This is a genomic window from Planifilum fimeticola (genome assembly GCF_003001905.1).
GTDB classification, from domain to species: domain Bacteria; phylum Bacillota; class Bacilli; order Thermoactinomycetales; family DSM-44946; genus Planifilum; species Planifilum fimeticola.
Window position 1 is genome coordinate 16,005 of record NZ_PVNE01000023.1, and the last position, 21,963, is coordinate 37,967.

At 53.7% G+C, this 21,963-nt stretch carries 15 protein-coding genes; 1 reads left to right on the forward strand and 14 read right to left on the reverse strand.

Annotated features, from left to right (window positions below):
- Positions 1-296: 296 nt before the first annotated feature.
- From CLV97_RS13140 to CLV97_RS13155, 4 genes are all read right to left on the reverse strand, one after another.
- Complete coding sequence (locus tag CLV97_RS13140; RefSeq protein WP_106345987.1) at positions 297-1,637, reverse strand: HAMP domain-containing sensor histidine kinase; 1,341 nt, start codon at positions 1,635-1,637, stop codon at positions 297-299.
- Positions 1,634-2,299, reverse strand: a complete 666-nt coding sequence (locus tag CLV97_RS13145; protein WP_106345988.1) for a response regulator transcription factor — start codon at positions 2,297-2,299, stop codon at positions 1,634-1,636. The genes CLV97_RS13140 and CLV97_RS13145 overlap by 4 nt, the downstream gene beginning before the upstream one ends.
- A gap of 524 nt (positions 2,300-2,823) precedes the next feature.
- Positions 2,824-4,113: a Gfo/Idh/MocA family protein gene (locus tag CLV97_RS13150; protein ID WP_106345989.1), complete on the reverse strand. Its 1,290-nt coding sequence runs from the start codon at positions 4,111-4,113 to the stop codon at positions 2,824-2,826.
- A 34-nt stretch (positions 4,114-4,147) separates the two neighbouring features.
- Positions 4,148-5,119 (reverse strand): DNA-3-methyladenine glycosylase family protein, encoded by a 972-nt coding sequence (locus CLV97_RS13155; protein WP_211295754.1) that lies wholly within the window; start codon positions 5,117-5,119, stop codon positions 4,148-4,150.
- A gap of 447 nt (positions 5,120-5,566) precedes the next feature.
- Between CLV97_RS13155 and CLV97_RS13160 the strand changes: the two genes are divergently transcribed.
- Positions 5,567-6,946, forward strand: a complete 1,380-nt coding sequence (locus tag CLV97_RS13160; protein WP_106345991.1) for a tryptophanase — start codon at positions 5,567-5,569, stop codon at positions 6,944-6,946.
- Here the strand turns inward: CLV97_RS13160 and CLV97_RS13165 are convergent.
- The 10 genes from CLV97_RS13165 to CLV97_RS13205 all read right to left on the reverse strand — a co-directional run bounded on the left by CLV97_RS13165 (position 6,939) and on the right by CLV97_RS13205 (position 21,525).
- Positions 6,939-7,211 (reverse strand): hypothetical protein, encoded by a 273-nt coding sequence (locus tag CLV97_RS13165; RefSeq protein ID WP_106345992.1) that lies wholly within the window; start codon positions 7,209-7,211, stop codon positions 6,939-6,941. The two genes, CLV97_RS13160 and CLV97_RS13165, sit on opposite strands and share 8 nt — an antisense overlap.
- 242 nt (positions 7,212-7,453) lie before the next feature.
- Positions 7,454-11,911 carry a glycoside hydrolase family 2 TIM barrel-domain containing protein gene (locus tag CLV97_RS13170; RefSeq protein WP_211295755.1) on the reverse strand — a complete coding sequence of 1,486 codons (4,458 nt, stop codon included), beginning with the start codon at positions 11,909-11,911 and terminating at the stop codon, positions 7,454-7,456.
- A gap of 449 nt (positions 11,912-12,360) precedes the next feature.
- The gene (locus CLV97_RS13175; protein ID WP_106345993.1) at positions 12,361-13,722 is read right to left on the reverse strand and encodes a TcaA 3rd/4th domain-containing protein; all 1,362 of its coding nucleotides are present in this window, start codon (positions 13,720-13,722) and stop codon (positions 12,361-12,363) included.
- Between the two features lie 373 nt (positions 13,723-14,095).
- Entirely contained in the window at positions 14,096-15,370 is a 1,275-nt protein-coding gene (locus tag CLV97_RS13180) for a PTS sugar transporter subunit IIC (protein WP_106345994.1), read from the reverse strand.
- Between the two features lie 57 nt (positions 15,371-15,427).
- Positions 15,428-16,762: a 6-phospho-beta-glucosidase gene (locus tag CLV97_RS13185; RefSeq protein WP_106345995.1), complete on the reverse strand. Its 1,335-nt coding sequence runs from the start codon at positions 16,760-16,762 to the stop codon at positions 15,428-15,430.
- A complete protein-coding gene (locus tag CLV97_RS13190) occupies positions 16,759-17,088 on the reverse strand; it encodes a PTS lactose/cellobiose transporter subunit IIA (RefSeq protein WP_106345996.1) in 330 nt (109 codons plus the stop codon). The genes CLV97_RS13185 and CLV97_RS13190 overlap by 4 nt, the downstream gene beginning before the upstream one ends.
- A gap of 108 nt (positions 17,089-17,196) precedes the next feature.
- The gene (locus CLV97_RS13195) at positions 17,197-18,537 is read right to left on the reverse strand and encodes a PTS sugar transporter subunit IIC (protein WP_106345997.1); all 1,341 of its coding nucleotides are present in this window, start codon (positions 18,535-18,537) and stop codon (positions 17,197-17,199) included.
- 13 nt (positions 18,538-18,550) lie between these two features.
- The gene (locus CLV97_RS13200; protein ID WP_245891568.1) at positions 18,551-18,859 is read right to left on the reverse strand and encodes a PTS sugar transporter subunit IIB; all 309 of its coding nucleotides are present in this window, start codon (positions 18,857-18,859) and stop codon (positions 18,551-18,553) included.
- 123 nt (positions 18,860-18,982) lie between these two features.
- Positions 18,983-19,393 (reverse strand): PRD domain-containing protein, encoded by a 411-nt coding sequence (locus tag CLV97_RS18625; protein ID WP_170070521.1) that lies wholly within the window; start codon positions 19,391-19,393, stop codon positions 18,983-18,985.
- A 14-nt stretch (positions 19,394-19,407) separates the two neighbouring features.
- Positions 19,408-21,525 (reverse strand): sigma-54-dependent transcriptional regulator, encoded by a 2,118-nt coding sequence (locus CLV97_RS13205; RefSeq protein WP_245891575.1) that lies wholly within the window; start codon positions 21,523-21,525, stop codon positions 19,408-19,410.
- Positions 21,526-21,963 lie beyond the last annotated feature (438 nt).

The following is a 21,963-nucleotide window of genomic DNA, read 5'->3' on the forward strand; positions in this document are numbered from 1 at the left end:
ACTCCCCATTTTTTGTTATCAACATACTTTTCCAAGCTCGTTCCCGGTTGGCTCAATGGGTTGCTGCCTCCTGGCGTTTATTCTGCTTCTCCGCATCGCCAAAGCAGGGAATATAACGCATGTTTTGGTTTACCGCTGTTGCGATTATGGCAAAGCAATCTGTATTTTTCCTGTAGACAACCTGTAGTTTCTCTGCATGCAAACAAAAAAACCGGCAGGAATCGTCCTGTCGGTCAAATCAATCAATGATGGGCGGTTGCATCCAGATTTACGAATTGTATTCTCTCTTATGCTGCTTAAGCCCGCGGCAAGTCCATCCAAAACAAAACACCGTCTGTGGTGTTTTCCAAAGCAAAAGCAATATCCATCGCTTCCAATGTTTTCTTGACAATGGTCAATCCCAAGCCACTCCGACCGCCTTTTCGGCTTCGCGCTTTATCCACGCGGTAGAACGGATCAAACAGCTTCGGCAAGATCTCATCGTCAATCCTCGCCCCTGTGTTCAAAATGCAAAGGCGATATTGATCAGCCGCAATTTCGCTCCATATCCGAATCTCTCCTCCTTCGGGCGTATTTTGCACCGCGTTCAATATGACGTTGGACAGCGCCTTCCGGAGCATTTTGGGATCGGCAAGACAGATTTGTCCGTCAGGAATGTCCGTCACGATGCGCTGGCCGTTTGCTTCGCACAAGGTCTGAAAGTCGGGCAGCATTTCGGCGACGGCATGCCGGATGTCCAGTTTCTCAGACATAAGCGAAATTTTCCCATCATTCAGACGTATAATCTCCATGATCTCTGAAATCGTTTTGCTCTGTGCATCCATCATCTTCACGCATTCGCGCAGATATTTGGGGTGGTCTTTGTAATCGCCTATATTTTCAAGCATTCCTTCAAGCAAGACCCTTGTGGCCGAGATAGGCGTTTTTAATTCATGAGAAGCCGCCGAGAAGAAGTAGCGCTGGGTTTCCTCCAGCTCACGCACTTTCAAAATCTCATTCTCTAATTGGGAAATGGTCTCCTTCAGCTTGCTGTACATGGCATAAACGTCACGGGCTAAAGCGCCGAGTTCATCATTGCGCTCCGGCAGGGGCGGTACTTCTTCGAGATTGGTCATCTTATTCGTGGCATCCGCCAGATGTTTGATGGGTTTTGTCATCTGCCGAGCAAAGACCAACGCGCAAATGACGCAGACGACAAACATGGCGGACAACACTACAAGCGCTTCTGCAATCCACTTGTCATAATTCAACTCAAAAATGTCATTTTTCAGCGCATAAAGCAAATAGTCATTGTCCAGACGCAACATGATTGAGCTGCTGTATGGTGGTTCGCCGGTCTCAATGCCGGATGCGTGGGCTTCAGGTGTCGCGTAAACCACGTGTCCGTCTTTATCCTTGATGTAGAATTGCATGGATTGATTCTTTTCGTAGAACTGCCTCGCCACTTCGGTGATGTCATCTTCCCCCCGCGACTGAATGACAATGCTCTGATAGGTGTTGGTAATTTCCTGTGAGCGAAGATGTGAGTAGTAGGTCATAATCCGAACCGAAAACATGGTTACCGTCACGCCAACCAACAAGATCGAAAATATGATTGTGTAAATGAATACCTTGACAAAGATTCCGCTTCTCTTCATTCCGTTTCTTCCTCCCACCGGTAACCTACGCCGCGAATGGTCTTGATGGGATTGATGGGCAGTTTCGCTCGCAGGTTTTTGATGTGGGTATGCACAATGCTCACATCACCATCAAAATCATAGCCCCACACTCGGGATAAGATCATTTCATGGGATAGTGTTCTGCCCCTGTTTTGCGCCAAAAGCAAAAGGATTTCATATTCTTTAAGCGTCAACGGGAGCTCTTTGTCATCATAAACCGCCATGTAGTCTTCCGGAAAAAGCGTTAGCTTACCGCAACGAATCTCCTTTGCCAACGCACCGCTTCGCCGAAGAAGGGCTTCGACGCGTTTCAGCAGAATCTGAATTTTGAACGGCTTCGTCACATAATCATCCGCTTCCGAGTCAAACGCCTTGATTTGATTCTCGTCATCGGAAAGAGCGGTCAACATCAAAATAGGGATATTGCTCATCTTGCGGAACTCCCGCAAAAGCTCATGCCCGTTCATTCCCGGCAGCATGATGTCGAGAATGACTAGCTGATAGGTGTTTTCGTAAAACTTGGTGTACGCTTCGTCGCCGTCCAGGCAGGCATCCACCTTATATCCCGCCTCCGATAAAAAGGCCTTGACGGTGTTGCAGATATGCTCATCGTCCTCGACAAGCAAAATTCGAATCGTCATCCATTTCCCTCCGCCAAAAAGATAACAAAAAGGATAACACAGCAATCTGTATATTCCCTGAAGAGCTTCAGGGTTTTTATGTTCGGATTTCTCCCGTTCGCGAGCGGATTTTTCCGCGATTTTTGGATTCGACCATATACGGCTAAATCGTATCACACCGAGATTTTGCTTTCCTTGGAAAAGAATTGAAACAACTGGCATTGCTCTGCACTGCGTCAAAATGAATAAACCTCCCCAACACAATGGGGAGGTTTATCCGGATAGCCCGAAAGCATAGGTAACCTTTTGTTCCGTTGTGTTTGTTTCAATTCCTGATGACTGCAGCGTCGTCTTTGTCAGAAACGATGCACAACTTTCTCAGTGACTTCTGCGAATAAGCGATTTGGTTCCCCGCACGAGCACAAACATCAGGAATGGGGAGGATTTTGTTAACTTCTTTCGCAAGAAAGAGAGAAAGACATATGCGTTGGAAATTGCTTCATGACCCGGGTATGAAACGGCGAACAATCCCTAGTAGAGCTTTTTTATTTCCGCGGCAACCTTTCAAGCATCTGATGTTCCAACCGCCGGATGAACGCTTCCAGTTCCACCACCTGACCGCCGCTCAGGCGGGATTCCTCCGCGGCAAAGGCCATCATGTGGCTGTGGAGCGACTCCCGGGCGGATGTGAGGCTCTCCGTCTTGTCGCGACCGCGCAAATCCCGTAAAAACTGGCGAATGATCCCTAAATCTCCTCCCCCGTGTTGAGCATTCGCGGCATTCACACGAACTTCCATCCGGTTTTGTGTCATGAAGTCATAGACGGTAAAGCGTTGCTCAATCAGGTTTCCCCGAATCTCTCCCCGGGTGCCCATGATCTGAACCGTCCGGGTGTTGTCATGGGTGAAGCCACACATGCTGAAAACCGCCGTGGCACCGCCGGCAAACTCCAAGCTCACCACCTGATGGTCGACGACGTCGTTGTCGCTGCGATAGACACACCGTCCGTAGGGGCACCGCCGCAAGGCCTTCAAAATCCCCTCGTTCGTCAAATCCTCGGTGATCTTCGGAGCCCACTCCTCCCTGCCTTCTTCCAAATAAAAACGCGGTGCGTAATAGGGGCATTCGTGCTCCGCGGGACAACCGTCCAGGCAGTAGTCCGGAGCGCCGTCCGGAGCATGCTCCTCCCTGAAATGCATGAGGGAACCGAAAGAACTGATTCGGCTGCAAGGAGCTCCCACGATCCAGGTAAGAAGGTCCATATCGTGGCAGGATTTCGCCAGAATCATGGGGCTGGAGGTGTCTTTCCGCCTCCAGTTGCCCCGGACAAAGCTGTGAGCCATATGATGGTAGTTGACGTTTTCATTCAGCTGGACGGAAACGACTTCCCCGATTTTTCCTTGTTCAATGTTTTCTTTTATCGCTGACCAGAAAGGAGTGTAACGCAATACATGACAGATCGTGAGCAAACGCCCCTCTTCCTTCGCTTTCCGTATCATTGCGATGCATTCCACAGGGTCGGGAGACATCGGCTTTTCCAACAATACGTGATAGCCCCGTTCCAACGCCCGGACCGTCGGTTGATAGTGCATCCGGTCCTGGGTGCAGACGATCGCGATGTCCGCCATCCTGGGTTGTTCCAGCAATTCCTCCCAACGGGCATAACACGCTTGATCATCAAGGGCGTACATTTTCTGAAACTGTTTCCGCCGATCCGGATTGACCTCCGCAACACCGACAATTTCCAACTCATGGGGAAATTTCAGGGCATAGGGAGCATAGGCGCGCATCCCCCGGTCTCCCGCCCCTATGACTACCGCAGACAGCCTTTTCATCGTCTCCCCCCACCTTTTCTTCCTGTCATTCTCGTCACGCACGATCCCGGTCGGGCTTCCGACCGTCGGGACCGGATGGCTCCGAATGGCCGGCGGGATCAAACCAATACGCCAGGTACTTCCACTTGCCCCACTTCTCGTATACGGAGTAAATTTCCTTGTCCGTGACCGGTCGGCCCTGATAGTAATGGCGTGAGACGAATGCCCGCATCTCGCTGTCAATCGCCAGTTCATCGTAGTGTCCGAGCAGCATGCTTACCGTTGCGGCCCCGTACGGTCCGATGCCCGGCAATTTTCGGAGGCGCCGCCGAACCTCCTCCGCCGACAAATGCGGTGCGCGCAGCTCCTCGAGATCCAATTCCCCCGATGCCACCTGATGGGCCAGCTTCGCAATGTAGTTCGCACGGTAGCCAAGGCGAATCTCGGAGCGCAACCGCTCCGCGCCGAAGGCCGTAATCCGTTGAGGCGTGGGGAACGTTTTCTCCTCCGGCTGCAAAGGGTGCGGCCTCCCGATTGCGTTCACAAGCCTTGTCACCAACGTCCGCGTCTGAGCCCAGGTGATGTTGGTGGTGCAGATCGTCTTGACGACGTCCTCAAACAGCGTAGGCGAACGGAGCAACCGCCCTCCTCCCCGAGGCACCCGGGCCCGCCACCGCGGATGGCGATCGCAGAGCCTTTCAAATTCGCTCAGATCCTCGTCCAACCGCAGCATCATTGTCACCCGTTGCGCGATCTCGCTACGCTCTGTCTCGCCGAGGGAATCAGCAGACAAGGCCGTAACAACGAGCTTCTCGGGATCCGGCTGTTGAACGCGCAATTGCACGATTTTCCCGCTTGAAAGTTCCTCCACCCGCTCAAATGCCTCGATCGAAGGATTCCAACGATTGGGAGAAAGCACAATCCATCCGTGACTCATACAAGTAGCTCGCAGGTCAAAGGGTTCAGGAGCAGGGAGGAGAATGCGTGTTTCAACCCCCTTCGCAGAAATGCCCCTGTTTCCGTCCATGGGCATCACCTCCTAAAGTTCTCTTCCAATCCAGCCCGGACAGCCGACGAATCATGCAAGCGCGAGAATGCGAAGGTGCAGAGTCCACCCGGCAAGCGGTTCAGGGGTGTTTTGGACACCGGCGTTTTCCTCAATCTCTATTAGTGGCACGATAAAAGTGCAAACCACACCATTCCCCGGCTTCCACGCCATTGGACGCCTTGAGTCAATAAATCGGCTTCGCTCAGTGAGATGCTTACTTTTTCGCGATCATTGCAATCATTTCCTTGGCATGAAAGGAATTTCTTGCAGTTTGACTGCCGCATGCGGTTTGGTTACGCTGTCAGTGGGGACAACCCCGAGAGCCGGTATCGCTTGGGTATACGGCGGGGCGAGGATGTCAGTGTCTGGGCGTACGCCATTATGAAAGCGGTAACAAGAAAATCTTGCAAAAGGAGAGGGAGATGGATGAAGCGCCTGCCGGAACCGTACAAGATCAAAATGGTGGAACCGCTGAACATCATCTCAAGAGAGGACAGGGAAAAGGCCCTGAAGGAAGCGGGTTACAACCTGTTTAACCTGAAATCGGAAGATGTCTACATCGACCTGTTGACGGACAGCGGAACGGGAGCCATGAGCGATTCGCAATGGGCCGGCCTCATGATCGGCGACGAATCCTATTCGGGCAGCCGAAACTATTTTCATCTGAGGGAAACGGTCGAGGACATTTTCGGTTACCCTTACGTCATACCGACCCACCAGGGACGGGGAGCCGAACAGGTGCTCTTCCCGATCCTCGTCCAAAAGGGACAGTATGTGTTGAGCAACTGGCATTTCGATACCACGCGCGCCCACGTCGATCTGGCGCGGGGCAAGGCGATCGATGTGGTGACCAAAGAAGCGCTGGATACCACGACCCCCTACGATTTCAAAGGCAACTTCGACCTGGAGAAGTTGGAGGCCACCATCCGGGAAAAGGGACCGGAAAACATCGCGATGATCATTTGCACCGTCACGAACAACAGCGCGGGCGGACAGCCGGTGTCCATGGAAAATATCCGAAGAGCGTCGGAAATCGCCAAAAAGTATGGTCTCCTCATGATCATCGATGCGGCGCGCTATGCGGAAAACGCCTATTTCATCAAACAGCGCGAACCGGGATACGAGAACAAAAGCATCCGCGAAATCGTCAGGGAGATGTTCTCCTACGCGGATGCCTTTACCATGAGCGCCAAAAAGGACGGGCTGGTCAACATCGGAGGGCTTCTGGCCTTCAACAAAGACCATAAGGAATTGTACGAACAGGCCCGGTCCATGGTGGTCCCGTACGAAGGCTTCCCCACCTACGGAGGTCTGGCCGGCCGGGACATGGAGGCCCTGGCGCGCGGACTGAGGGAGGGGATCCATGAGGAATTTCTCAAATCCCGCATCCATCAGGTGGAATATTTGGGACAAAGGCTGCTGGAAGGGGGAATCCCGATCCAAACGCCGACCGGCGGACACGCCGTTTTCGTCGATGCCGGAAAGCTCCTGCCCCATATCCCGCCCCACCAGTTTCCGGGTCAGGTGCTGGCCAATGAACTGTACCTGGAATGCGGTGTGCGCAGTGTGGAAATCGGCTCGCTGCTGATGGGAAGGGATCCCGAGACGGGCGAACAGCTGAAAAGCCCGCTGGAACTGGTTCGCCTGACCATACCGCGTCGGGTTTACACCTACAACCACATGGATGTCGTGGCCGATGGCTTGATCGCCATCAAAGAGCGGGCCGACCAATTGGTCGGGTTGGAATTCACCTATGAGCCGAAAGTGTTGCGCCACTTCACAGCCCGATTGAAACCGGTCAAATGAAATCCTGAGCCGTCGACACCAATTCATGACTTCCAGTGGTGAGGGACGGATGAAGGAAGGAAAATTTGAACCGCTGTGCAGTTCTCCCCAACTCGCCTCTAAACCTTTGAACCCTCAACTCCTCATTTTGGCCAAAAGATCCCAAAAGCATAAAAAGCGCAAATACCCTTTTGGCGCCTTTCGCAAGCGCCACTAAAGGTCGTACAAAACACCGGCATACAACACCATCCGGTCGGTCAATGCCGGACTGCCACAATACCTTCATCCTTTCCCTCCCACTCTAACTGAATTGATGTCACAGGTTTCCCCAAGACGATTCCGCGCGTCACAGGATCGCCTCGTCTGCCCGTACCATTCGATTTGACGAGTAGTTTGTCGGGAAAAATCGGCGCGTCAATAAGGCGGTGAAGTAAAAGGAAAAAGCGGCGGACGCCAATTCGTCCGACCGCTTTTTTGAATGGGGTGGATCAGTCTCCCGGCTCCCCGACATGAACATATGCATTTTCCTCATTTGAATTTCGCGTCGGCCCAGTCGGCATGGTCCCACCCGTTGCCGTCGCCGGCATCGGTCACCACGAGCTTCATCTCTTTTTTCCCGGTCAGGTCTATGCTTAAAAATTTGGCTTTCGTCTCCCGCGTCATTTTCCCGCTATCGAATGCCTTCTCTCCGTCAAGCCAGACTTGGAAAACAACGGAACCGGACCCGCCGACTTCCCTGTCCACTCCGACATAGGATTCGAACCGTCGGTATCCCTTTCCTTCCAGATCATACACGATCTCGGAATGGGCGTGGGTACCGATCCCCTTTTCAAAGGTTACTTCCCCGTCATCACCGAGCAGCCTGAGCGGATTGGAATCCACACTCCGGTCCCGTTGGATGCTGCCCCAGCCGATGGTGGCGGATCTCCACTCCAAATCGCTCAGGTAGAGCTGCGGCACGACCTTGAAATCCACAGCATATGTTTCGTTGAGCAGACCGTCCGGCGATGTGGCGCGAATCACCGCCCGACCCGGCAGCTTCTCCGCCTGCGTGATTTCGATCTTTACGCGCTCGTTCACCGGAACGGCTTCGACCGTCGGAATCCGGTCCGCCACACCTTCCAGCAGCTTCACTTCATACTCGGTGACACCGGGTTGAAAACCGTTCAGGGGCTTCCCATCGATCCTGATCTCTTTCAGCGCGTGGGTGGCGACGGTTCGCTTGCTCATCTCCATCGGCGACATATGGCGGGTGATCGGTCTCAATCGGAAGCTGTAACTGTATGGGCGGTCGGCGTAGAGAGTAAACTCGGGATGGGGTCTCGCCCCCCAGCTGTCGTCACCCCCCACCCCCATTTGTCTGTAATTGACGTTGAGCACGATATCGTCCAGCTTCGTCAGCTCATAGGGGTGTTTCACACTCTCCAGGTCGTCTTCGGTGTAGTGAAGGGCATTCAGCTCGAAGAGCGGCAATCCCGACACCATCAGTCCGTCACCCTTCCTGTTCGTCAAGGCGGCCCAGCGGACATCCGTCTTGTTGCCCGTCTCCTGCGGTTCCACATAAGGGAAGAACTGTTCGTCCACCGTGCCCCGGTAGACCCCGACATCGGCACCCGTGTTCCGGTCCCAGTAGTTCTCCTGCGGACCGCGGCCGTACCAGGTGAGATGTTCATACTCTCCGGGGATGATCATCTCCATGCCGACGGCCGGAATCTCCGGAAGCCCCTGCCCCGGAACGAGGGTGCTGGTGACGACAACGTCCCCGCTTCCGTACACGGTGTACGTCACTTGGTATCGGGACGGCCGGGTCGTGGGCAACGTGGCGTGCACCTCGATTTTGACGGCTTTGTTGCCGATTTCCCGCACGCTTACGCGGTCCACCTTCATATCCCGCCCCGCGTGGCGCCAGATCCCCGTCCTTTCCGGCATGCCGTTACCTTTGTCGTTATCGTTCGGCGCCCTCCAGAAATCCGGCATCGGCCCGGCCTTGAACAATTCCTTGCCCCGGTGCTTGAAGGAGGAGATCGTCCCTTTCCCTTTGTCAAAAACGATCCCGAAATCCTTGCCGGTCACCTTCACCCGGCTGCCCTCTTCGTCCACGTCGATCGGGGGCATCTTACCGAGTTCGAGGGCCGGCGCCTCCGGCGACACAAAGGGCATGCGAAATTGCGCTTTGGCCACTTCGTGCCCTTTTTCGGCCCAGGAAGTGTTTTCAGCCAGGGTGAAACGGATATTCAGCCAGTATTCGGCTCCCGGTTTCAGTCGGGGCTTTTTGATGGGAATGTCGATCGTCTTCGTCTCGCCCGGCGCGATGTCGAGGCGGCCCAAGGTCCCTTTCTGAAGGACCCGGTCATCTTCCTTGAGGGTCCACGTCGCTTCGAATTGATTCAAATTCGTGAACAGGTATTCGTTTTCGATGGCGATACGTCCCTTGGCCGCATCCACCGCCCGCATGTCGATGTTCTGGTAAACCTGTTTCACTTCCCAGATTTCGGGCTGCAGCGTCCGGTCCGCCGACACGAGTCCGTTGGCCATAAAATTGCCGTCATTCGGATAGTCGCCCCAATCCCCGCCGTAGGCGAAATACTCCTTTTGCCCGTAGGATGCTTCATCGTACTTCTCGAAATCGAGCCAGAGGACGGTGCCGGCGTCCGGACGGCGATTTGCATCGCGGATCTCGGCCTCCGACAACGCCCGCTTGTAGATGCGCACCCGGTCGATGTGGGCCCGGGTCAATCGGTCATTCTCGGCGTTTCTCCCGATATTGACCGGGAAATGGTTGGCCGCAATCTCACCGGAATAAGCCCTTTCCGCCTTCAATTCCCCGTCGACATACAGTTTCAAGGATCGACCGTCGTAAACACCCGCCACGTGGTGCCATTTGCCCGTCCAGTCTTCGGGGATTGGAGCGCTCGCCGTCACCCATTGTTGCTGCGAATCGTAGACAAAGAATTCGAGACGGTCTCCGTTTTGCTTCAGGGCGTATTGCGTATCCCCCTTGGTGACGAAGGGGCTGTGGGTGGCGGTCGGTTCGGGTTTCACCCACGCTTCCAGGGTCAGCTGGTTCCCCGTCACGTTGAGCGCGGGATCGTTCGGAAGGGTGACGTAACCGGCGATCCCCTTCCCTTCCGCGCCGTCGACCAACTTCCCGAACAGCCGTCCGGCCAGATGATTCGGGCTGTCGTCATAAACGGTGATTTTCTTCGGCGTCGGCCATCGCAATGTCTGTTCGACCCAATCCCAGATGAACGCTCCCTGGAGATTCGGGTACTTTTCAATCACATCCCAATATTGATACAGATTTCCCACGCTGTTGCCCATCGCGTGGGCGTATTCGCAGAGAATGAACGGTTTCGGATTGCCCGACTTCCCATACTCCTCGACACTTTCCACCCGTGCGTACATGCGGCTTTCCACGTCCGTCCAGCGGTTGTCCCCCTCATAGTGAATGAGCCGCGTCGGATCGGTCTTGCGGATCCACTCCGCCATAATCCTGAAATTGTCGCCGCTTCCGGCTTCATTGCCCAGGGACCAGATCAACACGCTCGGGTGGTTCTTGTCCCGTTCGACCATGCTTTGGACCCGGTCCAGCACATTGGCCGTCCACCTCGGATCGCTCGCCGGCAGCGTCGATCGGGCGCCGTGGGATTCGATATTGGCTTCATCGATCAAATAGAGCCCGTATTCATCGGCCAGCTCGTACCACTTGGGGTGGTTCGGGTAGTGGGAGGTCCTCACGGCATTGATATTGAACTTCTTCATCAGCTTGATATCCTGAATCATCCGTTCCTCGGTGATGGCCCGGCCCCGGTCCGGATCGTGCTCATGTCGGTTCACGCCCTTGAACACGATCGGTTTGCCGTTGATGAGCATCTGCCCGCCTTTGATTTCAAACTCCCGGAAACCGATGCGGGTGCTTTCCGTTTCGATCAGTTTGCCCTTGTCATCCTTCAGGCTCAACACAAGGGTATACAGGTTCGGATCCTCCGCCGACCACTTCAGCGGGTTCTCCACAAACCGGTCCTGTTCGACGGCCACCTCTCCACCGCCTGTCAGGCGATCCACTTCCATCGTCACCGGTTGTTTCAGCACCGGTTTTTTGTCGGCATCGTAGAGCTGTGCCTCCACGACGTAACCCTCGGCTGTTTGTTCACCGTAATTTTTTACCTTCACCCGCAGGTTCAATGTGGCATCCCGGTACTGCTCGTCCAGATCCGTTCGCACCCGGAAATCGCGCATGTGGACCTTCGGCGTGGAATACAGGTAAACATCGCGGAAAATGCCGCTCAAACGGGTAAAATCCTGGTCCTCCAACCAACTCCCGTCCGACCAGCGGTAGACTTCCACGGCGAGGGTGTTGACGCCGGGTTTCAGATAGTCGGTAATGCGAAACTCGTCCGGCGTGTAACTGTCTTCGGCGTAACCCACCTTTTTCCCGTTTATCCAGACATAAAACGCGGATTCCACCCCCTGAAAGGACAGAAACACCTCGTCACCTTTCCAATCGCCGGGAACGGTAAACGTGCGCCGGTACGACCCGACGGGATTGTACACGGTGGGCGCTCTGGGCGGCTGCGGCTGCTCATAGCCGGTCCACGGATACGTGATGTTCGTGTAAATCGGGTAGTCGTACCCCTCCAGCTGCCAATTGCTCGGAACAGTGATCTTGTCCCACTTGCTCACGTCATAATCTTCCTTGTAGAACTCGACCGGCCGCTCGGCGGGGTTTTTGGACCACTTGAAGTGCCATTTGCCGTTGAGCGACCGATATCGCGGGGATTTTTCCGGTTCACCCCGGAGCGCTGACCGGACATCCCGATACGGCATCAGCGTCGCATGCGCCGGTTCACGGTTGACCTGGAAGACTTCCGGGCGGTTGTTCCACTCGGGATCATCGCCGCTCCCATCCTCCGCGAACAGCGGGGTTCCCCACCCGGACAGCAACAGCACGGACACCAGCACAATCGTCAGCATCTTTCGGCCCACGGCACGCTTGTCCCCCTTTCAATCTCAAAACGTCGGGATGACCGGGAAAACCTTACGACCCCTGCACATGTTCAAGCGGGAAAGTAGCATACGCATTAATATTTCAATTTTTATTAAAATATATTATAGTAAAATATTTACTTCGGATTCAATATCCATAGAAGTCCTTTTATGGAGAAAAAATCTTGAATCATAGAATCAGTGAATCAGTTGATAAACTCACAGCAAGAATGAATAGGAATCCGCTCGGTTTTTTCCTCCCAACCGACAAGCGAAAGTTTGGAAGTTAACAATGTACAACGGGCGAGGAGCAGAAAGCGGAGCAGGAGAAAGGTCGCATCGGTATGCCGTCGTCCGTTATGTATCATTTTATTTGAAGCGAATACGTACGGGACAAGTGTTTAAAAAGTCTTCTTTATAAAAAAAACGGGGAGGGTCCCCCGTAAAGCTCATTTGAACTCGCTTTTTACCACGCCTTTACCCTTGAAATAGCGGGACGGATTGTAAATCTCTGCAAATGAATGGATCAACCAACGTTTTCCCTTCTCGTCATACCGGAGCGTCACCATTTCTGTCTCAAATTCCTCTTCAATTCTTTTTCTAAAGTTACTGTTATTTTTCGAATGGAATTCCACTGGGATTTCGATAACATAGTAATCGTCCTCATAGGTGAATGTCAGATTGTCAAAGTCGATCCTTGTTCCCAGGACTACTCCCATATACGGTTCCGACTTGGAGAACCTGCGTTTAATAGAATTGATCTGTCTTATCAACTCCTTTTTCATACTATCCTCCCCGAGCGTATAGCCAGAGTGGTCATGCTTTACCTTCGCCGCTACCCACTGCTTAAAGTGGGTGTTTATCGTTTGGACGATCTGGTCCTTACCTTTTTTGTTGGCAAAGGGAAGGGGAGTGAGGTCCACCTTTGTCATACCCTCGGTCACTATCTTTTTATCGCTTCGGGTTACGCCCCAGGGGAACTTCCGCTCCCCCTGGAGGGTGATCGAGCCGTCCAGGGAGACCGGTCCAAACTCCTGGAGTTCTTTCACCGTTTTATTGAGCGGCTTTCCGTTGACAATCACCCGGGTATCCTCGAAGGCGGAATCCAGATTGATATGGGTCCCCGTTAGATCTAAATTGACTTTCACCTGCCCCTGTTCATCGAAAAAAAGATCCAGCTCCCAGACATCTTTCACCAAGGCATAGGGATACTTCTTCGTCCCTTCAACCTTGTATTGCCCTGGCATCAACGGCCCCATCACTTTGCTGCTTCCCTGTTTCGAAGACAAAACTTCCTCTCCGTCCACTTTGACCGTCCCACCGGTTTCATCCACCTTGATATGCAGGTAATAGGGACGGATGCCGATGGAGTAGGAATCGAACAGGACGCCTTCCTCCAGCTTCAGGTAATAGTCCACCTGACCATAATTGTAATTATCCGGGTAAGGCATATGATTGCCCTGATAGGCGGCTAACTGGTACTGCAACAGCGACATGGTCGTTTCCATGTATTTATCATTCTCGTGTATGAACTCGAGAAACTGGGCAAGGTGCTCGCGATCGATCTTCATCCGGTCATCATCCGGCGACACTATCTCCTCTAAGGCATCCACATCCTTATTGTATACCGCTTCCTCAAACTTCCGGACCACTTCCTCGGGCCCGTCGGCCGCAGCGAATGTGAGGGATGTAACGGCAATCACCAGTACAGCTATCACAGCCAGAGCGGCGACCAATTTACCATTTTTTGCGTATCCCTTTACCTGTTTGAAAAATTTCATCGCATGCTCTTTCAAAACCTGGACATTCACGTACGATGTTGCCTCCTTTGAAATCCGAGCGCGGATCATCGAGATGTTTCAAGGTTTTTCTGTGCTTCATGAGGTTCTGCATCTCACTTCCGGCACCTCGTCTACTGCACAACGCCCTTTCTACTGTTTGATCTTTTCTCAACAAAGCCTCCTTCTTTTAAAACCTCTTTTCGGCCGAAAAAGAAAAAACATTTAGTACGGTTTAGCATTATTATGATAAGTTAATGGCCAAGGAAAAGCAATGTCCCTCTTATGACTATAAAAGCAGAGGTCTATACTATATATTTTAAAATAGCTTAATTTGAATGCCGTTTTTCAAACACATCCGGTTCAGCATCAACTGTTGAGCGGATTTCGTACCCCCAGCTCCCTTTCACGCTCCGATCCGCTGCTCTGTCTCCTCTTCTTCAACCAGCTTCCTCTCGTGCATACGGAAGAACGGGTAGTAGATCACAAAGGAGATGGCCACATTGACGACGACCAGCGCGACCGCCCGCCAGTCGCCCCCGGTGGCCAGGTAAGCGCCGATGGGAGCGGGCAGCGTCCAGGGCGGCATGACGTAGGTGGGGGTGACAAATCCGAGGACCGTGGCGAAATAGGACAGGGTGGACGTGATCAGCGGCGTGATGACAAAGGGGATGATCATGATCGGGTTCAGCATGATGGGGACACCGAAGATGACGGGTTCGTTGATGTTGAAGATGCTGGGGGCGAGGGCGGTTTTGCCCAGGGTTTTGGAATATTTCGTCCTCGCGAAAAAAAGCATGCATAGGACCAGGCCGAAGGTGGCCCCGGACCCGCCGATCCAGACGAACCACTGGAAGAACGTTTCGGGAGCCGCATGAGGGATCGCCTTGCCGGCGACGACGGCTTCCGCGTTATTGGCCAGAAACACTTCCCACAGGGGGCGGGCGATCGTTCCCACGATGGAATCCCCGTGAATGCCGAGGGACCAGAAGAAGGTGATCAAAAAAACCGGAACCAAAACGCCCGGCAGGCTGTCGCCGACCGTCACCAGCGGGGAGACCAGTTTGCCGATCACCGCGTGCAAATCGATCCGAAACACCACTGTGATCAGGGTCATGAGAACGACGGTGATGGCGACGGGAATCAGGGCCTCAAAGGAACGGATCAACGCGGGCGGGACCTGGTCCGGCATCTTGATCGTCCAATTTTTCCTCTTGCAGAACCGCAGAATCTCAACGGCCACAAGGGAAGTCAATATGGCCACGAACAGACCGCGTCCTCCCAGGTTGGTCATGGGCAGCACTTCCCCCACCTCGTCGATGGTGTGGGGGGTGATGGTCAACAGGAACGCCGCGACGGAAATCTGGGCACCGGCCAGCGGATCGATCCGGTAACTCTTGGCCAGGTTGTACCCGATGCCGTACACGATGTAGAGCGACATGATGAACATGGTCAAGCGGTACGGAATCAAAATCTCCCTCACATGCTCCTCGGCCCACCGGGCGATCGCGGAGTTCTCGGGTACCGGAGGGAAAGCGATGATAAGGAAAAAACTCCCGATGATAATGAAGGGCAAGGCGGAGATCACCCCGTTGCGAACCGCCTGCAGATGGCGTTGCTCAGCCAGTTTGACCACGGGGCCCGAAAAATACCGATCCAACAATTGAACCGCTCTTTCCATACACCATCCTCCTTTTCCTAAGGACCGCACCTTACCCGTCCCCGATGGGAGCCGCCGTCAGCGCACAAAGGACCGATGTTTAAAAAATTGCGGCAAGTGCTCCCTATGAGCCTCCAGCATTTCATCGAGCAATTGTTTGGCGATCGCATCCGAGGGAACCAGGGGATTGATCGTCATCGCCACCAGGGCTTTGTGGTAATTTCCCGTCACCGCCGCCTCGGCCGCCACCCGCTCAAAGGATTTGATCTGCTGCACGAGACCCCGTACGGCCACCGGCAGGTCCCCGATGGCGATCGGCTTCGGACCCTCTTTGGTAATCACGCAATTGATCTCCACGGCCGAATCCGGTGGAATGCTCGCGATGGCTCCGCAATTTCGAACATTGACCGGTTGAATGTCCCGCTTGTCGTTATAGATGGATCGGATCAGGCTGCAGGCCGCATCGCTGTAATAGGCTCCTCCCCGCTTTTCCAATTGGGGGGGCTTGACATTCAAGTGCGGGTCTTTATACAGCTCGAACAACTGCTCCTCCAGCCGCTTCACCACTTCCGCGCGCGTCCCCTCTTTCTTCACCGCTTCCCTTTGCTCGTCCAGCATTTTTTTCGTCTGGAAATAGTATCGGTGGTAGGGACACGGCAGCAATCCCAACCCCTTGATAAAATCGGGCTCCCAGCCGAGATCGACGATGTTTTTCATCGTGACGCCGGACCGATCACCGCTCGTGATCAGATCCAGCACCTGCTCGGTGATCCTCTGGCCGTCCAAATAGACATCCAAACCGAACACCATGTGGTTCAAACCGGCAAAGTCGATGTGAATGCGGTCCGCCTCCACTCCGAGCAAGCGGGCCACCCCCATCTTCATCCCGATGGGCACATTGCACAGCCCGACGGTTTTTCGGATGTTGCTGTAGCGAAGCACCGCTTCCGTGACCATCCCGACGGGGTTGGAAAAGTTGATGAGCCAGGCCTCCGGGCACAACTCCTCCATCTCCCGGGCAATGTCGAGGATGACGGGAATCGTCCGAAGTCCCTTGAACAAGCCTCCCGGTCCGTTGGTCTCCTGTCCGATCACGCCGTATTTCAAGGGAATCTTTTCGTCCTTGATCCGGGCCTCGATCCGTCCGACACGAACCTGGGTGATGACAAAATCGGCATTTTTCAGCGCTTTCCTCCGGTCCAGGGTGAGATGGATGCGGATGGGCACTCCGGCCTTTTCCACCATCCGCTCGGCCAAGGCGCCCACGATGCGCAGCTTTTCCTCCCCCTCGGGAATATCCACCAACCACAGTTCACTCACCGGCAGCTCCTCATATCGCTTGAGAAACCCCTCCACCAACTCCGGCGTGTAGCTGGAACCGCCGCCGATCACCGCAATTTTTAAACCCGTCACGCCTTTGCACCTCCCGAAGTGGAAATTCTCTTGTACAAGTCGATCAATTCCACGGCGAGATCCTTGACCGTAATGGCATTCATCAAGTGATCCTGCGCATGGACCAGGAGCAAAGTGACATTTTTCCGCTCCCCGCCGGCTTCCTGCTGGATCCACGCGGTTTGAATCCGGTGGGCTTTACGGATCTCGTCTTCCGCCTGTCTGATTTTCCGCCGCGCCGCCTGCCAATCTCTCTTCTTGGCATCATGGATGGCTTCCATCGCCAAACTCCGGGCATTTCCCCCGTGCAACAGGATGTGGAAGACTTTTTCCTCGGAAAATTCCAACGGGCTCTCTCCTTACTCTTCATTTTCATGTGTATCGGCTATGCTTCGGGGAAGCACCTGCAATCAACGGACATGAGCTGCATGTTCGCCCAAGCCGCTCAATGGCATTTAGGCAACTCCTTTTGTCTCCTTATCGCGACCGCTTTCCTGCAGCACCTGGCGCTCATAAAGTTTAAAAAACGGGAACCACAACAAACCGGATAAACAAATCAGAAAGAAAACCAGCAGAGCTGCCCGAAAATCCAGCGCCGCATAAAAAGCACCCAACGGTGCCGGAGCCGTCCAGGGCGCCTCGGCGAAAGTGGCACTGACCAATCCCCATTTTGTCGCATAATACGCTATCACCCCCAAGATACCTTCGATGAAGACAAAAGGAACAAACAGCGTCGGATTAAACACAACCGGCGTACCAAAAATCACAGGTTCATTGATGTTAAAGATGGCCGGGACCAAGGCAACCTTTCCCACGCTTCGGAGATGCGCACTCTTGGATCGCAAATACAATAGCACAAGCGCCAAGGTAGCGCCGGATCCGCCAATCACCATGTAAAACGCCCAAAACATTTTTGTGAAGATATAAGGAGGTGCATCGCCCTGAGCAACCGCAGCCGCATTCGCAGCAATATTGTGTTCAAAAAATGCGCCGAGAATGGCTGTGCTCACGATGACCGCGCCATGAATGCCGGTAAACCAGAGAAGGTTGGCAAACACTGCGGCGAAAAACACCGCGAAGGGAGAATCAATGGCCGCGATCGCCGGCGCAAGGATTTTCATGACCCAGTCCGGAAGCAAGGATCCGGTCCAATCCTGGAGAAATAGACTGAATGTATAGAAAATAGCAACATTAACCAACAGAGGGGTCATGTTATCAAAAGCATTGGCTACCGCGGGAGGCACCCCCTCCGGCATGCGGATGGTAAATTTGCTTTTTCTCAGAAACCGCGCAATTTCCACGGTTAGAATGCCAACCAACAACGCAGTGAACAAACCCTTGCCGCCGAGAAAATCCGTTTTCATCGCATTGAATTCCGCATTGTTAAGAACAAACCATTCAGCTGGGGAAGCGACCAATAAAAAGGTGACGCCCGCAACCACAACTGCGGAAATCTCATTCATCTTGTAGGTTCGAGCAAGACTGTATGCAATGGTCATTGAGGCGAACAGTCCGATGAGACCGAAGGTCATCTCATAGGGAACCAAAATGACCTTCCTGATTGCCGGATCGCTGACCCAATCGTGCCAACCCGTTGCAAAAGCGCTGAAAAACCCTGTCACTTTATCGGGTCTGGGTACAAAAGGATTGGCGATCAAAAGAGGCAACGATCCAATGATGGTTAAAGGCATGATGGCGATTAAACCGTCGCGTATTGCGGTTAAATGGGTTTGATTCGCCAATCGGCCAAGAATCGGCAACCATTTCGATTCAAGCATTTGATAAAATCTGCCCATCCCAAAAGTCCTCCTATCTTTGGCCGATGAGAGACAAGGCCGTGTCCAGGATCTTGGCACCGTCCACCATTCCGTAATCCCGCGGATCGATCACGGCGACGGGGACGCCGTAGTCTTTTGCCTTCTTTTCGAATTCAGCGAGTCTGAAGCGAACCTGCGGCCCCACCAGGACAACGGAGGCATCCTGAACCTGCTGGTCAAACTCTTCCATCGGTACGGCGATCACTTCGACGTCCAGCTGCCGGTGGGCCGCCTCCTTTTTCATCCGTTGGACCACCAAGGAAGTGGACATGCCTGCGGCACATACCAAAACGATTTTCACGGATATCCCCCCTGAAGTTCGGATCGGTCCTCTGCCCATTTCTCAAGCAATTCACGTGCCAAGGGTACCACGGCTATCGATGCGGTCCTTTTTTCCTTTTCTGTGTTTGTGTGTAAAAGTGTGTCACTCATCGTGTTCGCGTTTCGCCCCGTCCAGGAAACTGATAAGGTAGCAAATCTCGTCGTCCGACAGCTCGATGCGGTACGTTTCCTCCAGTGTTCCGAATACTTCGCGGACGGTTTGATAGATCGGGAAACGCTCCCGAATGTATTGCCGCTTGTTTTTGAACGACACGGAATCATCCCCGGATACCAGACGGTCCACCATGCAGCAGGTGTGAAGCACCACGCCGACCAGATCCCCCTTGGGAATGGCGACATTCAGCCGAGCCTGCACTTCGCCCAGACATCTCTTGACGTCCGAAACAACCTTCACCGGATCCACATGCCGCAGATGGTTCCGCAGCGTTTCCGCCATCTTGCAGTACGTCTCTTCGGTGTCGATCAAATGTTGAATCTCTTCAACGGCCTTCAAGTTGAGCACTTCTTCTACTCGAAATTGCGGGATTTCCCCCCGAAGTCGCAATCGCTCACGATGCAGAGCAGGTTTCTCTTTTCCCTTATACCGGAAATCCGGCGGATCAGATCATGCCGGTCATCGGTTTGGAGCGGAATGATATCCAACCATCTCCGGCTGAAGGTCAGATAATTCTCAAGGGCCTTTTTGATGGCGAGCGCGTTCCCCTTTCCCGTCAAGCAGGCGGTCACGATGGTTCCCTTCATGGAGGACTCGTTCCTGGAAGCGCTTGATATGAGCTCGGCGTCATAGGGTGTCAACTGCTTCAAATCCTCATGCAATTGTTTGAGGGAATAACCCAGCATCGCCTTGCGGGTGGCTTCCAACACGTGCAGGGTGCTGACCATCGGAATCGCCTTTGCCGGGATGTTCAGTTCATCTTCCAACATTTCGTCAAATCGGACGAGGGAACCCATGTCAGCGAGGAGCAACACTCCCGATGCGGTAGGTTGGATCGATTCTTTCACCCTTTCAAAGGCCTCCTTCGGGGACATTGTGAGGGGAATATCGACACCCGAAGCGTAGCGGGTGCCGAGCAGCTGGTTGGCGACCCCGGCCATGGCCGTCGCAATCCCCTCGCCGTGGGCCAACACCAGGATCTGCACGCTTTCTTCCGCATCCTTGCTCTCCGACGGATCCAGCACAAAAAACATGGTCAAAAATCCCGCTTCATCGATGGGAAGATCGATGTTCAACCGGTCCTCGATCTTCTTGAGGCAATCGATGGCCGTGACAAAAGCCGCTTTGTATTTTCTCCTCACCTGATTCAAATGGGGATTGACAATCTTCCCGCCCTTTTTGATGCGGTCGGCGGAAGCCTGGATGTGCAACGCGAGGCTTTGCAACACTTCGGCGCCAAATTTTCGACAAAGCTTTTCTCCCGCGTAATTCAGGATCTCCTCCGCCAGCTTTAGGATCTCCGACCGGATGATCTTGATCGGACCGCCCTCTTTCACCCTCCGGCTCACCCGTTTCAAATAGTAGGTAAAATAGTTTTCGATATCGATCTCCATCAACAAATCCAGCTCGTCGTCATCAACCCCCCGCTCTTTCAATTCGTTGTACCGTTTCTCAATCTTCTCGTACACCGTCTGTTCCGCTTCCTGGTGCGCAATCGCAAACATCTCTTCCCTTTCGGCGGGGCGAAACACATACAACCCCTCATGAAGGGAAACCTCATCCCTTCCGGTTTTATTGAGAATCCATCCTTCTTTGATATGGGGCGGAAGGCCCGACCGGTCGATCCGCACCTTTTCCTTCTTCATACTGACATGGTCGGCAAAGGCTTTGGCACACAATAGCTGAATGTCGACTTTCAGTTGTCCCACATTGTTCGGACAGCGATAATAAAGCAGCGCCCGGATCACATCCGGCGACACATAGATCTCTCTCCCCAAACGGATGGCCTCTTCTTTGAAAAAGCCCAAAATGAGCCGGTAACGCTCCTCCAAGCTCCTTTCCCTCAAGGGAGGAAGCTCGATCACCATGGGAATTCGCCGGGTGAAGGTCTTCAGCAGCTTAGAGCAGGGATCTTCCGTCGTCGCGGCAATCAGCAGGACGCGGGCGTTCCGCTCCGCTTCCGTCTCCCCCAATCTCCGGAAGCATCCTTTATCGATAAAGGTGAACAGCATCTCCTGTCCTTCGCCGGGAAGGCGGTGAACCTCGTCCAAAAACAAAACGCCTCCATCCGCGATTTCCAGCAGTCCCCGCTGTTCCCGGGAACCGGTAAACGCTCCCCTCTTTACCCCGAATAACTGTCCCAACAACAACTGGGGATTGTTCGCGTAATCGGCGCAATTGAAGGTGACGAAGGGAGCGCTTTCGGCCAACTTCCCCACTTCCACGGCATACCTGTGCAAACATTCGGCGAACATCGTCTTGCCCACACCCGTCTCGCCGAGAAGCAGCATGTGCATGCCTCCCGGCGGATACAGGACGGCCGCCTTTCCCTGTTCACAGGCGGTCCTCAAGCTGTCGCAGGTTTCCGCCAATCGGTCCAGGATGGTCGAAGAAGCGGAAAAGGCCCGTCTGCCCTCAGATGGGGCCTCCGAGGCCGAAAATCGAACCGACCTTCCCGGTTGCTTCCGCACCTTTCCCTCCCTCCAAAGCGCGTTGAGATCTCGGCTGACGTTCGCCCGATCAAGCCCCAACCGTTTTGCCAATTCGCCGGCGCTGATCCCATCGGGCGAGTTTATCTCTTTTAATTTTTTGAATATAAAGTCCTTTCGTTTCATGGCTGCACCCTGCTCCCCTCCTCCTATTGCGATCTTTCCGCCTCGGATTCTTTTAAAAGCCGCTGCGATTTTCCCCTCAATCCTGGTTTTTAAAGGGGTTGCCGCTTGCCACATATATAATTCCCTCCCGGACAGGGTTAGAACGGTTGCGATCCGTTCCTTTATCGGACTCCTAACAATACGAAAAATGTCTGGGAAAGGAAGAAGTATCGCATAGTCTTTGGATCGAGCACAAAAAAGAAGCGGGAAATCGCCAATTTCCTGGGATTTCCCGCCTTTTTACCGTTATTGATT